The sequence below is a fragment of the Candidatus Pseudothioglobus sp. Uisw_016 genome, assembly GCF_048087635.1.
In the GTDB taxonomy this organism is placed as follows: domain Bacteria; phylum Pseudomonadota; class Gammaproteobacteria; order PS1; family Pseudothioglobaceae; genus Pseudothioglobus.
This window is the reverse complement of sequence record NZ_CP159806.1, coordinates 1,538,594-1,552,347: the sequence shown is the minus strand read 5'-3', so window position 1 is coordinate 1,552,347 and position 13,754 is coordinate 1,538,594. Positions and strand designations below refer to the sequence as shown.

At 37.6% G+C, this 13,754-nt stretch carries 14 protein-coding genes; 7 read left to right on the top strand and 7 right to left on the bottom strand.

All coding sequences use genetic code 11. The annotated features are described in order from the left end of the window. The first annotated feature begins 83 nt into the window (after positions 1–83). The 3 genes from ABXT69_RS07915 (at position 84) to ABXT69_RS07905 (ending at position 3,300) form a co-directional block, all read left to right on the top strand. Positions 84–1,172 (top strand): TRAP transporter substrate-binding protein, encoded by a 1,089-nt coding sequence (locus ABXT69_RS07915; RefSeq protein WP_416677803.1) that lies wholly within the window; start codon positions 84–86, stop codon positions 1,170–1,172. Positions 1,173–1,378: 206 nt separating this feature from the next. Next, positions 1,379–1,987, top strand: coding sequence for a TRAP transporter small permease subunit (locus ABXT69_RS07910; RefSeq protein WP_416677802.1), 609 nt, complete (start codon positions 1,379–1,381; stop codon positions 1,985–1,987). Continuing rightward, positions 1,984–3,300, top strand: a complete 1,317-nt coding sequence (locus tag ABXT69_RS07905) for a TRAP transporter large permease (protein WP_416677801.1) — start codon at positions 1,984–1,986, stop codon at positions 3,298–3,300. Before ABXT69_RS07910 ends, ABXT69_RS07905 begins: the two co-directional genes overlap by 4 nt. Positions 3,301–3,375: 75 nt before the next feature. Here the strand turns inward: ABXT69_RS07905 and ABXT69_RS07900 are convergent, their stop codons facing one another. The 6 genes from ABXT69_RS07900 to ABXT69_RS07875 are packed head-to-tail and all read right to left on the bottom strand — an operon-like array spanning position 3,376 to position 8,714. Then, positions 3,376–4,149, bottom strand: coding sequence for a GntR family transcriptional regulator (locus ABXT69_RS07900; RefSeq protein WP_416677800.1), 774 nt, complete (start codon positions 4,147–4,149; stop codon positions 3,376–3,378). A gap of 15 nt (positions 4,150–4,164) precedes the next feature. Beyond that, a complete protein-coding gene (locus ABXT69_RS07895) occupies positions 4,165–5,175 on the bottom strand; it encodes an alcohol dehydrogenase catalytic domain-containing protein (RefSeq protein WP_416677799.1) in 1,011 nt (336 codons plus the stop codon). Then, positions 5,172–5,933, bottom strand: a complete 762-nt coding sequence (locus ABXT69_RS07890) for an SDR family NAD(P)-dependent oxidoreductase (protein WP_416677797.1) — start codon at positions 5,931–5,933, stop codon at positions 5,172–5,174. Before ABXT69_RS07890 ends, ABXT69_RS07895 begins: the two co-directional genes overlap by 4 nt. A 4-nt stretch (positions 5,934–5,937) precedes the next feature. Further along, a complete protein-coding gene (gene hisD, locus ABXT69_RS07885; protein WP_416677795.1) occupies positions 5,938–7,242 on the bottom strand; it encodes a histidinol dehydrogenase in 1,305 nt (434 codons plus the stop codon). 21 nt (positions 7,243–7,263) lie between these two features. After that, on the bottom strand, positions 7,264–8,433 hold the full coding sequence (locus ABXT69_RS07880; RefSeq protein ID WP_416677794.1) for a UxaA family hydrolase: 1,170 nt from the start codon (positions 8,431–8,433) through the stop codon (positions 7,264–7,266). Continuing rightward, positions 8,433–8,714: a UxaA family hydrolase gene (locus ABXT69_RS07875; protein ID WP_416677793.1), complete on the bottom strand. Its 282-nt coding sequence runs from the start codon at positions 8,712–8,714 to the stop codon at positions 8,433–8,435. Before ABXT69_RS07875 ends, ABXT69_RS07880 begins: the two co-directional genes overlap by 1 nt. A gap of 204 nt (positions 8,715–8,918) precedes the next feature. Between ABXT69_RS07875 and ABXT69_RS07870 the strand changes: the two genes are divergently transcribed. The 4 genes from ABXT69_RS07870 (at position 8,919) to ABXT69_RS07855 (ending at position 12,967) form a co-directional block, all read left to right on the top strand. Beyond that, positions 8,919–9,308: a hypothetical protein gene (locus ABXT69_RS07870; protein WP_416677792.1), complete on the top strand. Its 390-nt coding sequence runs from the start codon at positions 8,919–8,921 to the stop codon at positions 9,306–9,308. Positions 9,309–9,329: 21 nt separating this feature from the next. Continuing rightward, on the top strand, positions 9,330–9,803 hold the full coding sequence (locus tag ABXT69_RS07865; protein WP_416677791.1) for a PaaI family thioesterase: 474 nt from the start codon (positions 9,330–9,332) through the stop codon (positions 9,801–9,803). A 198-nt stretch (positions 9,804–10,001) separates the two neighbouring features. Further along, on the top strand, positions 10,002–11,564 hold the full coding sequence (locus ABXT69_RS07860; protein WP_416677790.1) for a phosphoenolpyruvate carboxykinase: 1,563 nt from the start codon (positions 10,002–10,004) through the stop codon (positions 11,562–11,564). Between the two features lie 197 nt (positions 11,565–11,761). Beyond that, the gene (locus tag ABXT69_RS07855) at positions 11,762–12,967 is read left to right on the top strand and encodes a DegT/DnrJ/EryC1/StrS family aminotransferase (protein WP_416677789.1); all 1,206 of its coding nucleotides are present in this window, start codon (positions 11,762–11,764) and stop codon (positions 12,965–12,967) included. Between the two features lie 7 nt (positions 12,968–12,974). Here ABXT69_RS07855 and ABXT69_RS07850 read toward each other — a convergent pair whose 3' ends face one another. Further along, positions 12,975–13,667 (bottom strand): methyltransferase domain-containing protein, encoded by a 693-nt coding sequence (locus tag ABXT69_RS07850; RefSeq protein ID WP_416677788.1) that lies wholly within the window; start codon positions 13,665–13,667, stop codon positions 12,975–12,977. Positions 13,668–13,754: the final 87 nt, after the last annotated feature.

Here is a 13,754-nt window from a genome sequence, read left to right as displayed (position 1 = left end):
TTTGATTAAATGCTTTAGGTGTGTTTTGTACTTATTGCAAATCAAAGTAGTTTTTTATTTATTTAGATAAATTAGGAGATTTTATGTTTAAAAATAAAGTTGTACTTTTGACATCTATAGCATTGCTTACTGCAAGTTCAAGCGCTATGGCGGTCAATTTAAAAATTCAATCTGTATTGAACTCGACTGGAAGTGAAGTTGGGTATGTCAGAGATTTTGCTGAAGATGTTGCTGCCTTGACTGATGGTAGGGTAACAATGGAAGTTCTTCCAGGTGGTTCTGTTGTTCCTAATGCTGACCTTATCGATGCTGTAGACGCTGGTCTAATTGATGGTGGATTTGCATGGACTCACTACTGGTCTGGTAAGCACCCTGCAGCAATGCTGTTTGGCTCACCAATTGCTGGAGCTGGCCTTGGTATTGATAATATCGCATGGCTTTCTTGGTTCCACAGTGCGGGTGGTAAAGAGTTATACGATCAACTATGGGACGAGATGGACCTAAATGTTGTTGGTTTGATGCTTCAACCGGTTGGTCCTGAAGCGCTGGGTTGGTTTAAAGAGCCAATCAATAGTATGGATGACTTCCGTAAATTAAGATTCCGTGCACCTCCAGGACTCCCAGGCCAAGTTTATAAAGATATTGGTGTTGCAGCTGTAGCTATGGGTGGTGGTGATATTCTGCCTGCACTTGAGAAAGGCGTAATTGACGCAGCAGAATGGTGCTGCCCAGAGCCGGACAGAGACTTTGGTTTCCAAAAAGTTCTTAAGTATTATTACTTACAAGGACTTCACCAGAACGTTGTGAATGCAGATATGTATATTAATGGCGATGTGTGGGATAAGATCTCTGATCGTGACCAACATGCTATTCATGTTGCTGCAAGAGCAGCAAGACTTGACTCTATGTCAAATCGTATCTATGCAAACGGTATTGCAATGGCAGACTTGCTAGAGCAAGGTGTTATTCTAATGGATACGCCAGAAGACTACTTCGTAGAGTTTATGGCTGCTGCGCAAGCACAACTTCAAAAGAATGCTGATGAAAATGCATTCTTTGCTGAAGTATGGGCATCACAGAGAGATTTTGCTGAAAAAGCTGTACCTTTCTGGTCAGGAGCTCAGTCTTCTAACGCTAAGTTAGGTTTAGCTTTTACGAAGACTTTAAAGTAAAGATTCATCGTTAGACTTGTAAGCTAAGTTGCCAACAGAGTACTGTTGGCAACTTTTTTTTGTAAAAGTAAGACGGCTTAGCTGGTTCAGGCTATCCTTTTTCCTGAGCCAGCAAATGCCTTAATAAACTAGTTCTTATTTTTTAAACTCTTTAGTGTTGTTAGAATAGTTTAAGATTTTTTTCATAAAATTATTAGGTACATATTATGTCGGAAGAGGAAGATATTGGACAATTAGATATTACTGATGAAATGATCGCAGAAGGTAGGTCATATAACGGTGTGATGCCTGATGATATGCCAAAATTGATGGCAAAAATAATTCTCAGTATTGATCTCTTCAGTCTCAGAGTTGGTCAGTTAGCATGTTGGCTCACTGTTCCAGTATTCACTGCCATGTTTATTGAGGTTGTGGGAAGACACTTCTTTGGCTCTCCAACAATGTGGGCATATGATATTAGTAGAATGTTTGCAGGAGCTATGTTTATGCTTGGTGCTGGTTACGCACTTTCAAAGGGCATTCATATTAGAGCAGACTTTATGTATCGAAACTGGTCTGTTAAGACCCAAGCAACAATAGACTTAACTTTATATATATTGTTTTATTTCCCTGGATTGATTGGCGCCTCATGGGCATGTTACAAATATGCTTATAAGTCTTGGTCGATAATGGAAAGAGGTATGGACACTTCCTGGATGCCTCTTTTGTACCCAATCAAGAGTGTTTTATTTATAGGTCTTGTTTTTTTAATAATTCAAGGAGTTTCCGAGACACTTAAGTGCGTGTATGCAGTAAAAAATAGGAGATGGCCATGACTCCAGAAGTGCTAGGCATATTATTAATTTTAACAATGCTATTTGCCATTTTTATTGGCTTCCCAATTTCATTTACACTAATTTTCTTAGGAGTTTTCTTTGGCTATTTAGGCTTTGGAGACCTTGTTTTTTACTTAATGACCTTCCAGTTTTCTGGAAGTATGCTTGAGCAAACCCTTGCAGCAATACCACTATTTACCTTTATGGGAATTCTCATGGAGAAAGCCAACTTGATGGAAAGACTATTTTCATCAGTTCAGATGGCTCTTGCTAGAACCAAAGGCTCTTTATTTGTAGCCGTTCTTTTTGTTTCAGTAATCTTTGGAGCTGCAACAGGAATTGTGGGAGCATCAGTTACGATTTTAGGAATTATGTCAGCTAAGACGATGAATAGAGCTGGCTATGATGTTCAGTTGGCGGCAGGTACAATTACTGCTGGTGGTACTCTAGGTATATTGATACCGCCAAGTATTATGTTAGTTGTTATGGGGCCTATTCTAAATGTTCCAGTAACCGATTTATTTGCTGCTGCAATTATGCCTGGTTTAATGTTGGCAGCTCTCTATACAGGCTATACGCTTATTAGATGTCACTTAAATCCATCACTGGGCCCAGTTGTTCCTGAAGATTTAATTCCTGACTCTATGAGAGAGGTGTGGATTGAGTTTTTTAAAGGCCTTGTTCCGCCTGTTCTTTTGGTTGGCTCATCCTTAGGAAGTATATTGGCTGGCCTAGCAACGCCTACAGAAGGTGCTGCAATGGGAGCAGTGGGTGCGATATTTTTAACACTTGCCTACCGAAAATTAAATTTTAAAGTTTTTCAAGAGGCTTTACTAAAGACTCTTGAAATTACAACGTTAATTATGATTTTAGTTTGTGCTTCAAACTTCTTTGGCTCAGTTTTTTCCCGACTAGGAACGCCAACAATGATTACTGAGGCATTAATGCTGCTTGATCTTCCACCAACAGCTATATTGTTGATAGTTATGGCCTTAATATTTTTATTAGCGTGGCCATTAGAGTGGGTACCAATTGTACTAATTATTATTCCAATTGTTTTGCCTCTAATTGAGCAATTAGGATTTAACTTAACTTGGTTTGGAATCCTTGTGGCTGTCAATCTTCAGACTGCTTGGCTTTCGCCGCCTGTTGCATTGTCAGCTTACTTTCTCAAGGGGGTGGCGCCAGAATGGGACTTATCAGACATCTATAAAGGCATGATGCAATTTATGGCTATTCAGGTTGTTGGATTAGCATTAATTATTATATTCCCACAAATTGTTCTATGGCTACCAACATACCTTTATGGGTAATTAGAGCTCTATAGAATTGTATGCACCTAAAATTTTGATACATAAAATATTTATGTATTGCGGACTTCCTTCTTCTTAGAACGTGTCGCCGAAAGTGCTGTTTTGCGTATTGACGTAGTCGATGTCATCGGTATGAACGAATGATGTTCTTAGCTCAATAGTCTCGTTATGATATGTTTGACCGATTCTCTCTATCCGAAGAATGGGCGAATCCAACTTAACATTAAGAAGAGCGGATACTGTTTTATCTGCAGAAGTTGCTTTTAATTTCTCTGAGCAGTTTGTTATAAATATGTTGAATTTATTTTGATATAGGTTGTATATTGTATTAGCTCGGTTTTTAAAAATCTCTTCAGTTAGCATTGGAAATTTAGCTTGAGAGATGACTATTCTATCAACAATATAATTTTTTTTGTTGATACCTAGCTTATTAAATATTTGATAAACATTACTCCCAGGAGAAATATTTAATATTTTTGCTTCATACTTAGTGGCTTTTTTTGTTTCAAAAGAAATGAACTCTACATCTGGGTAGGATATCTCATCAGTTCCATTTAATGCAAAATGAAAATACGCAAAATGGAAAGTGCTTTTATCATGCTGAAAGACAAAAGTTCCTAAACCCTGTTTTCGAATAAGGAAGCCTTCTTTTTCTAATGCACCTACTGCCTTTCTAACCGTTCCAATTGAAACATTAAATAGCTCAACAAGTGTTTTCTCATTTGGAATTAGTTGGCCTGGCCTTAACTCATCACGGTAAAGGCAATTAAATAACTCATTCCTTATTTGGAGCCACATAGGAGTCTTACTGTCCCTATCTATGTTAAATTGGAGATCAGTAATACTCATAAAATGTGTAAGTTGTTAAAAATGAGGTTTCAGGATAACCTTAGCTGAGGCCATTGTACCATTGTGAAGACTCTTAAATGCCAAATCAGTTTCAGACAGAGGCATCTCCTCTATCCATGATAAGTCACCAAAATCTCCATTTTCAATAGACTTCAAGGCAGACCTAAAGTCCTCCATGTTGTAGGTATAACAACCAACTAGCTTCACTTCTTGAAGTGTAATTTTTCGTATGTCAATATTCGTAGTCCAGCTAAGAAGGCCTACATTAACTACAGTACCTCCTGCTTTGACTGAGGCAATAGAAAGAGCATTTGTCTTTTCACTTCCAACACAGTCTATTACAACATCGAATGCGCTGTCTTTGACTGAATCTGTTAATGGGTTAATGGCAATAACGCCAACATGGTCTTTAACGCAAGGGTGCCTAGCCATGTTGGTTTCAAGTACCTGCATTTTAACGCCATGGGATTTAAGTAACAGAGCTGTTAAAAGGCCAATAGCACCAGCACCTATAACTAAAACGTGGCAATCGCTTATAGGCTTGAATGAATTTTCTATGGCAAGATTTACAGCATGAACCACAGTTGCCGCGGGCTCAGTTAAGGCCACATGGTTTGAATTCATAGTGCTAGGCGCATGAACTAGGCATTGATCTGGTATGGTCATGTATTGAGCAAAAGCGCCCTGCCTACTCATTCCAATCATATCTCTATCACTACAAAGGTTGTCTCTACCCTGAAGGCAGTATTCACATTTTCCGCAAGTAATCAAAGGATTACCTGTTACTTTTTGACCCTTATGAATGCCTTCAACTATTTCGCCACAAAATTCATGGCCCAGTATTAAGCCAGGGTTTCTTCTTGGGTCTTTGCCATGATATGCGTGCATATCAGACCCACAAATTCCAACAGACTCAATGCGCAATAAAACATCATCATCACGATCAATTTGCGTTGGCTTGTATTCACTATAAAAAGTCATTTCATTTGGCGCTGTGTATACTACCGCTTGCATTTTATTAATCATGCTGCTGAAAACCCTCCATCTAAAAATATTGTCTGACCGGTGACATATGAGTTGGCATCACTGCACAAGAAAACACTAATACCAAAAATGTCTTTTTCTTCTCCGTTGCGATCCATCATTGTTTTTGCTGCTAAATTCTTTAATTTCTCAGGATCTTGAAATAATGACTCCGTGAGATTTGTTCTAAAAAATCCTGGAGCAATTGCATTGACTAATACTCCATTCTTTGAATAGGCCTGAGCTAAGGCTCGAGTAAGCTGCATAACGCCACCTTTGCTTGCACCATATGGAATGCTGTTATCAAATGCCCTAAGGGATTGAAGAGAGGCGATATTTATAATTCGTCCCCAATTATTTTTAGTCATTGATTCGGCAACAAGCTTGCTTAAGTAGAAAGGGGCAGTTAAGTTAATGTCAATAGTCTTCTGCCATTCTTCGAGTGTTAACTCTTCAGCAGATGTTCTAAGATTTATTCCAGCAGCATTTACTAAAATGTCAATTTTTCCAGACTCTTTAGAGATTTGAGTTACCAAATTTTTAAGGTCGGCAGTTGATGTCACATCCGCTTGGATGAAGGCGCCTTTGCAGCCTTGATCTTTTATCTCTTGAAGGGTTTCTTCTGCATTGCTTCGACTGCTTGCAATCCAAACAAATGCACCTGCACGAGCAAGCGCAAGTGCCATCATTTTTCCCACCCCACTTGTACCACCAGTTATTAGCGCTACTTTATTTTCTAGTGAGAAATCTGATAAGTTCATAAAGCTATTCTAATACAGGTGCGCCTAGGTCAAACGTTTCATCTGGAAAATATTTACTTAGCCTAACATCCGAGGCTCTTGCGTGTCCTTCCATTCCCTCTAATCGAGAGATTCTAGAAGATGCTTGGGCAATTTGACGTGTAGATTCTTTGTCCATACGCTGCCAAGTTAAAACCTTTAAGAATTTATGAGCAGAAAGGCCTCCAGAATAACGACCAGCTGCCTTTGTAGGAAGAATATGGTTAGGGCCAGAAGCTTTATCTCCGAAAGTCACTGTTGTCTCTTCACCTAGAAATAAAGACCCATAACATGTTAAGTTGTCTAGCCACCAATCAAGATCTTCACACTGAACTTCAAGGTGCTCTGCTGCGTATTCATCTGATATCTTTACAACCTCTTCACGAGACTCACATAGCATAACTTCACCATAGTCTCTCCATGCACAGAATGCAGCATCTTTTGCAGTTGGTGGAAGTTTTTCAATATACTCTGGTACCAACTCCATTACTTTTTCAGCTAATTCTTTAGATGTTGTAAATAACCAGCCAGGCGACTCGTGGCCATGTTCCATTTGACCCACAAGATCGATTGCAACAACGTCAGCATCGGCATGCTCATCAGCAATCACTGCAACTTCTGATGGACCAGCAAATACATCAATGCCAACTTGTCCAAAGAGCGTTCTTTTTGCCTCTGCTACAAATTTATTTCCAGGACCAACAATGATGTCAGCTTTTTTTCCAGTAAATAGTCCATGAGCCATACTTGCTATTGCTTGTACGCCACCTAAAGTCATAACGTGATCAGCTCCAGCAGTCTTCATTGCATACAGAACATACGGATGAATACTTTTACCTTGATAGGGCGTTGAGCATGCAATGATGCAAGGCACGCCAGCAGCTTTAGCTGTAGCAATACTCATATATGCAGATGCAATATGTGCGTAACGTCCGGTTGGAACATAACATCCAGCAACATTTACTGGAAGTAGTCTTTGACCAGCTTCAACGCCATTATTTTTGGTATGAAACTCTTCTATAGATTCACGTTGAGCCTTTGCAAACTCATAAACTTGCTGACATGCAAAATCTATATCATCCTTAACATTTTGAGGGACGTCAGAGATAATATTATCAATTTCAGAATCTGAGAGCAAAATCTCACCAGACCATCCATCTAGTTTTTCTGCGTAGTTTCTAACTGCTTGTTCACCGTCTTTATCTATATTAGCAAGCATGTCATGAACCACTTTTTGTGCTTCTAGTACATTTGATGCTGCTGATTTATCAGCTTTTTTTAAGTAGATCATATTCTTCTCGTTAATTAATAGTTAGGCGCTTTCATATAAACGCGTTAATACAAACTCTTGATGCCCTAATATTTCTGCAGCAGTCATTCTTCCGTTTGAAGTATGAATAAGACTCTCAAGAAGCATATCACCAGCCTGATCCATATTGATATCACGCTTTAATAAGCCAGTTACATCAACATCCACATGCTCTGACATCGTTCTAACTGTTCTTGGATTTGCACAAACTTTAATAACAGGGAGGATTGGATTACCAATAATATTTCCTTGCCCAGTAGGGAATAAGTGAGCTACATATCCAGAGGCTGCGCATAATGTAACCATTTCTGCAGCTGCAGAAGAAGAGTCCATAAACCATAGGCCCTTACTTGTAGGCATTTCTGCTTTATCTAAAACGCCGTCAACGACACATTTTTTTCCAATCTTTTGTATGTTGCCTAATGCCTTTTCTTCAATCGTAGTTAGACCACCTTCAATATTACCCTTAGTAGGCTGTGAATCAGATAGGTCATCTGTCTTAAAGCGCTCAATCATATCTTGATAGCGATTAAACATAAACATAAATTTTTCAGCAACAGCATCATTAGCACATCTAGCTTTAACTAAATGTTCTCCACCTGTAATTTCAGATGTCTCACCAAAAAGTAAAGTACTGTTCATTTCATATAACTTATCGAACGCATTTCCAACTGTTGGGTTTGACCCAAAGCCCGAAGTAGTATCTGACTCTCCGCATTTAGTTGATACCCAGATTTCACTTAGGTCACATGGCTCTCTTTGAAGTCCAGTTGCGAAATGAACCATATCATAAGCCGCTTTTGAAGCGTCAGCGATAGTTTGTATGTCACCTTTTTTCTCAATAGAAAAACCTTGAACTGGCTTACCCGTTGCAGCAATTCCATCAACGATTTTTTGCGTCCAGTCTGGCTCAATTCCAATAACCACTACAGCGGCAACATTTGGATTTGATCCCGTACCAATCATTGTCCTAAAGTGTAGATCGAGATCTTCACCAAACTGAAGTCTACCGTAGGGATGAGGAAGGGCTATCGTGCCTTTAATATTGTTAGAAACTGCTTCACAAGCAGCATTTGAAATATCATCAACTGGCAAGATAATAACGTGGTTACGAATTCCTACTCTATTATTTTCGCGACGATATCCGTAGATTTTTTGATTTAAATTTATCATTACCACCTCTTAGTTTTTACGTTATGAACATGTAGATGATCACCTACAGCAATCTTTGAAATTGTTCTACCAATATCTACACCATACTTGATAACAGTGTCATCCTCATTTAAATTCTTAATAGCTAACTTATGCCCAATTGGAATATCTTGATTAATTTTGATATCTATCAAAACATCCTGGTCCATTATCCAGCCACTTAGAGTGTCGTTTGCTTTTAATCCTTCGACAGTCACAACGCCAACGGAATCATCTTCATCATGAACTATAAACTGAATCATTCTTGCTCCTTAAAATACGTATGAAAAAAACTTTTAATTAATTTTTAGTGAAAAAAATTAATGAGAGATATATTATATCATATATATGAATTTCCACTTTATATATTGCTTAAAAAATTATTTACTTTCGATATAAAACTAAATATACAATATTACATTAAGGTTTGTACTTGCTAAACTCAACGCTGAAAAATTAGAGTAAAAATGAAAAAAATTATCTTATTTGTGATTATTAATTATTTGTCTTTTCCTGCTCTATCAGCAGCTGGTGACCTATACTACTGTGAGATGATTCAAGCAGTTGAGTTAAAAGAGGACAGCCTTGTTAACTATATTCCTCAGAAATTTAAATTTAGAATTACTGAGAAGAGTTCTATACAATTTGGAATGGATGAAAACTATTTCAAAGGCCTTGAGTTGGGTGTTACAGATTTTTCAAATAATGGTGAGCAATTTTATGGTGAAAGCTTTGAGTACTCATATGGAAGTTTTTACTTTGCTGACATTATTAGATGGCCATCAAAAGGAGTCGATAAATTAACAGCTACTGCGGTAAGTGCACAATGCTCAATTGTTGATGACTACACAGTATAAACAAGGAAAGTTAATACAATTATGGTTTCAAGAGCACTTAAAACAAATCGATTAATACGCTTATTTGGTATAACCAAAGTACCAATGATTTGGTATTGTCGCCCAAAGGTTATTGAGCATACGGATGAAAAGATTGAAATTAGAATCCCTTTTAAGCGAAGAACTAAAAACCACTTAGGAAGTATGTATTTTGGTGTTTTAGCAGTTGGTGCAGATATTACTGGCGGCTTTTTAGCGATGGATCCAATTCAAGAAAGTGGACGAAAAATAACTTTAATATTTAAAGATTTTAAGGCTGATTTTCTAAAGCGTCCTGAGGGTGATGTCCACTTTATATGTAGAGATGGTTTGGCAATTAAAGAGCTGGTAAAAACTGCTGCAAGTTCAGGCGAGAGGCATAATTATAAATTGAATATTGAAGCTACTGTTCCTTCGCTATCTCCTGACATCGTTGCTAAATTTGAACTTACGCTATCTTTAAAGGATAAAACATAAAGCTAGGCTGATGTTAAAGAGCCTCAATCAAAAGGACTTAATTAGTACAAATTTCCGACATATAGATGATTTCTTTTTAAGATTAAAATGAACTATATAATGAGTTAAAAGAAGTTTCATTATGTGAAACATTTATGCAATGCTAGAATAATTTTTATGTGATAATTCATTTTTTTGAATACTGTAGCAGTAATCACTATGAAACCTGGAATAAATAAAATGATTCTAAAAAACTTGTCACCGTCTGAACTGATTGAAAAATCATTATCTCTTAATGAGGGAATATTAACAGATACTGGAGCTTTGCTTATCACAACAGGCAAGCGATCTGGTCGAAGTCCAAATGATCGTTTTATTGTTGATAATTCTGCAACTTCTAATTCAGTTGACTGGGGCGATGTTAACAGGCCTTTTTCAGAAGAAAAGTTTAATAAACTATGGGCTAGAGTGAGTGATTACTTATCTCAAAAAGATAATTTTCTCTCTAATCTGCATGTTGGAGCTCATGAATCTTACTACCTTCCAGTTGAAGTAAATACTGAAACTGCTTGGCAAGGCTTATTTGGTAGAAATATGTTTATTAAGCCCGAAACATATAATCCTAAAGATAAACCAGTTTGGATGATTTTAAATGTTGCATCTTTTGAGTGCAATCCTGAGCGTGATGGAACCAACTCAGATGGAGTTGTTATTATTAACTTTGCACAAAGAAAAGTATTGTTAGCTGGCATGCGTTATGCAGGCGAAATGAAGAAAGCAATGTTTTCAGTGCAAAACTTTTTGCTGCCTGAAAAGGATGTTCTGCCAATGCACTGCTCAGCAAATGTGGGAGAAAATGGTGATACAGCATTGTTTTTTGGCCTCTCAGGAACTGGCAAGACAACCCTTTCTGCAGATCCTGATCGTTACCTTATTGGTGACGATGAGCATGGCTGGGCTAAGGGTTCAGTATTTAATATTGAGGGGGGCTGTTATGCGAAAACAATCAACCTTTCTAAGAAAAATGAACCCATTATTTGGGATGCTATTCGTCATGGCGCAATAGTTGAAAATGTCAAAGTAGATTCAGATAAGCATGCAGATTATGATGATACTTCCATATCAGAAAATGGTCGCTGCTCATACCCATTAGAACATGTTGAAAAGCGCGTTGAAAAAAATGCTGCAGGCGAGCCCAAAGTTGTTATTTTCTTGACTTGTGATGTTTCAGGTGTCCTTCCTCCAGTTTCAATCTTAACTAAAGAGTCCGCTGCCTATCACTTCTTGTCTGGTTATACAGCGCGCGTTGGCTCAACAGAGCTTGGTGCAGAGGCTGGCATTAATCCAGCATTTTCATCGTGTTTTGGGGCCCCATTTATGCCTCGAAATGCAAGCAGTTACGCCAATTTATTAATTAAACGACTTGCAGAATTTGATACACAAGTCTATTTAGTTAATACTGGATGGACGGGTGGTTCAGGGGCTCCAGGAGGCTCAGGATCAAGATTCCCTATTCCTGTAACTCGTGCAATAGTTTCTGCTTGTCAAAGCGGCGCCCTTCTTGAATCAAAAGTGACACACCTCGACTACTTAAATCTTGATATTCCTAAATCTATTCCAGGAGTTGATGAGGCTTACCTTAACCCTCGTGATACATGGGAAGATACATCAAGTTATGATAGTGAGTCTATAAAACTCGCGAATCTATTTGCAGAAAACTTTAAAAAGTTTGATGTTGATCAAGCAATCGTTGATGCCGGACCTCTAGCAGTCAGTAAATAAATAAGTACTGAACAAGTATTACGACTATGGCAACAATAATGGCAACAATTACGACTGGGGGCGTGTTCTTCATATAGCAAATTATAAGGTTTGTTTGGCTACTATTTTAGTGAAGTATTAAAAAATATTATCTTTAAGACGAGGATTTTGTATATTATTTGATTTCTTATTTAATATTCAAATGGCTACTAGCAATAATGACTTCAAAAGTATTTTCAAGGCCCTTCACTCAACAAGAACCTATTAGTCAAGAGGCGATTGATGCCGCTGTGGAGGTTCTGAAGTCTGGAAGGCTTCATCGATACAACTCAATTGGTGAGGAGTTTTCTGAAGCATCACTATTAGAGCAAGACTTTGCTAATTTTCAAGGAAGTCGTTACTGTCTTGCCTGTGCATCTGGTGGCTATGCAATGAGCGTCTCTCTTAAGGCTGCGGGACTTAAGGCTGGTGAAAAAGTTTTGACTAATATGTATACCCTTGCGCCAGTTCCAGGCTCAATTTCTAATGCAGGTGGTGAGCCTATTTTCATAGAGATCAATGAAAATCTTGTTCTTGATTTAGAGGACCTTTCAAGGAAAGCTATATTAAGTAAGGCTCGCTTTTTACTCATATCTCATATGAGGGGGCATCTAGTTGATATGAATAAATTGATGCAAATTGTTGAAGATAACGGCTTGATTTTAATTGAAGATTGCGCACATACCATGGGCGCAAAATGGGGTGATAAAAGGAGTGGTAATTTTGGACTAGCAGGTTGTTTTAGCACTCAAACTTATAAGCATTTGAATTCTGGTGAAGGAGGGTTACTGACTTCGAATGATGCAGAGTTTATGGCGCGCGCTATTATCCTTTCAGGGTCTTATATGCTCTATGAGAGACATGGCGCTGCACCTGATAAAGAAGTGTTTTCAGATATTCGCCTTCAAACTCCAAACTACTCGGGGCGAATGGATAACCTAAGAGCATCAATTCTGAGACCTCAGTTAAAGTCTCTTGAAAAAAATATTAAGCGCTGGAATGAGCGTTATCAATTAGTCGAGAAAAAACTTAAAAAGGTTACTGGTATTGAGCTTCCTGAGCGCTCTATTGAGGAAAGTTATGTAGGGAGTTCAATTCAATTTAGAATACCAGGCATCACTAATGATGATGCTAAGGCCTTTTTAGAAGTAAATAAAAAGCATGGTGTTGAAATCAAGTGGTTTGGAGGTGATGATCCAAATGGCTTCACTAGTAATCATAGGAGTTGGCGATACTTGGAGCAGCAAAGTCTTGAGGTGTCAGATAAGATTCTTTCTAGTCTTTTTGATTTAAGACTACCTTTAACTTTTTCTCTTGAGGATTGTTTACTTCTTTCAGAAATTATAAGTGAATGTGCTAAGTCTTTTATATCTGAAATAAAATAGTTTTTATTTAAGTAGCCTTTTGTAATACTACTTGTATCTGTGCAAGTGCATTACCAAGGGTTTGATCTACTGGTTTACCTGAAGTATTGTTACTCTTTATCCAAAAGTTTTTATACAAAAAACTATAAAAAATATTTGAGATAAATTTTTTGGCTCTATTATTGGTTCTCGCCCACTTGTATATCTTTAATGAAAATTTACCAAGTTTTTTCCCTTGTAAAGCATGATCATAATTTTTATCTTGTATTTCGGTAGATATTAAAATAGCATTAGGAAGAGATACAATAAGGCTGGTAATGTCATATGATGTTGGCGACCAAGTATTTGCATTATTAATCCTAAAGGTAGCTTTGTGGTCGCTATTGAATATAGATGGCCAAACCCCTTGTTCATATAGATCTTCATGAGGAACTACTGTGACCATAAATCCACCAGGCTTTACAAGGCCCCACCATTGTGCAAAAGCAGCTGGAACATCATGCATGTGTTCTAAGCAATGTGAACTATTAACACAGTCGTATGATTCCTTTTCTCTATAATTTAGTATGAATTGTGCATCACCATGAAGCAAATCGAATACTTCAGCATGTTTAACTACAGGGTCATTTCCGGCGCCAATGTCAATAACAGTTCCGCTAAAAAAAGTATTAATAAATTCCGAGGTGCGAACTGAACGAGTTTTTGTTGATTCTGCGCTCATGATTTTATCTGTTTGAATAATTGGTTAATTTTAACATTAAATTTGATTAGGCACTGATTTGGTAAATATTATTTGATTTAATTTATT

Bases quoted from the DNA above. Each gene is read 5' to 3' on its own strand.
- ABXT69_RS07915 (WP_416677803.1), top strand. From the start codon at position 84: ATGTTTAAAAATAAAGTTGTACTTTTGACATCTATAGCATTGCTTACT.
- ABXT69_RS07910 (WP_416677802.1), top strand. From the start codon at position 1,379: ATGTCGGAAGAGGAAGATATTGGACAATTAGATATTACTGATGAAATG.
- ABXT69_RS07905 (WP_416677801.1), top strand. From the start codon at position 1,984: ATGACTCCAGAAGTGCTAGGCATATTATTAATTTTAACAATGCTATTT.
- ABXT69_RS07900 (WP_416677800.1), bottom strand. From the start codon at position 4,149: ATGAGTATTACTGATCTCCAATTTAACATAGATAGGGACAGTAAGACT.
- ABXT69_RS07895 (WP_416677799.1), bottom strand. From the start codon at position 5,175: ATGATTAATAAAATGCAAGCGGTAGTATACACAGCGCCAAATGAAATG.
- ABXT69_RS07890 (WP_416677797.1), bottom strand. From the start codon at position 5,933: ATGAACTTATCAGATTTCTCACTAGAAAATAAAGTAGCGCTAATAACT.
- hisD (WP_416677795.1), bottom strand. From the start codon at position 7,242: ATGATCTACTTAAAAAAAGCTGATAAATCAGCAGCATCAAATGTACTA.
- ABXT69_RS07880 (WP_416677794.1), bottom strand. From the start codon at position 8,433: ATGATAAATTTAAATCAAAAAATCTACGGATATCGTCGCGAAAATAAT.
- ABXT69_RS07875 (WP_416677793.1), bottom strand. From the start codon at position 8,714: ATGATTCAGTTTATAGTTCATGATGAAGATGATTCCGTTGGCGTTGTG.
- ABXT69_RS07870 (WP_416677792.1), top strand. From the start codon at position 8,919: ATGAAAAAAATTATCTTATTTGTGATTATTAATTATTTGTCTTTTCCT.
- ABXT69_RS07865 (WP_416677791.1), top strand. From the start codon at position 9,330: ATGGTTTCAAGAGCACTTAAAACAAATCGATTAATACGCTTATTTGGT.
- ABXT69_RS07860 (WP_416677790.1), top strand. From the start codon at position 10,002: ATGAAACCTGGAATAAATAAAATGATTCTAAAAAACTTGTCACCGTCT.
- ABXT69_RS07855 (WP_416677789.1), top strand. From the start codon at position 11,762: ATGACTTCAAAAGTATTTTCAAGGCCCTTCACTCAACAAGAACCTATT.
- ABXT69_RS07850 (WP_416677788.1), bottom strand. From the start codon at position 13,667: ATGAGCGCAGAATCAACAAAAACTCGTTCAGTTCGCACCTCGGAATTT.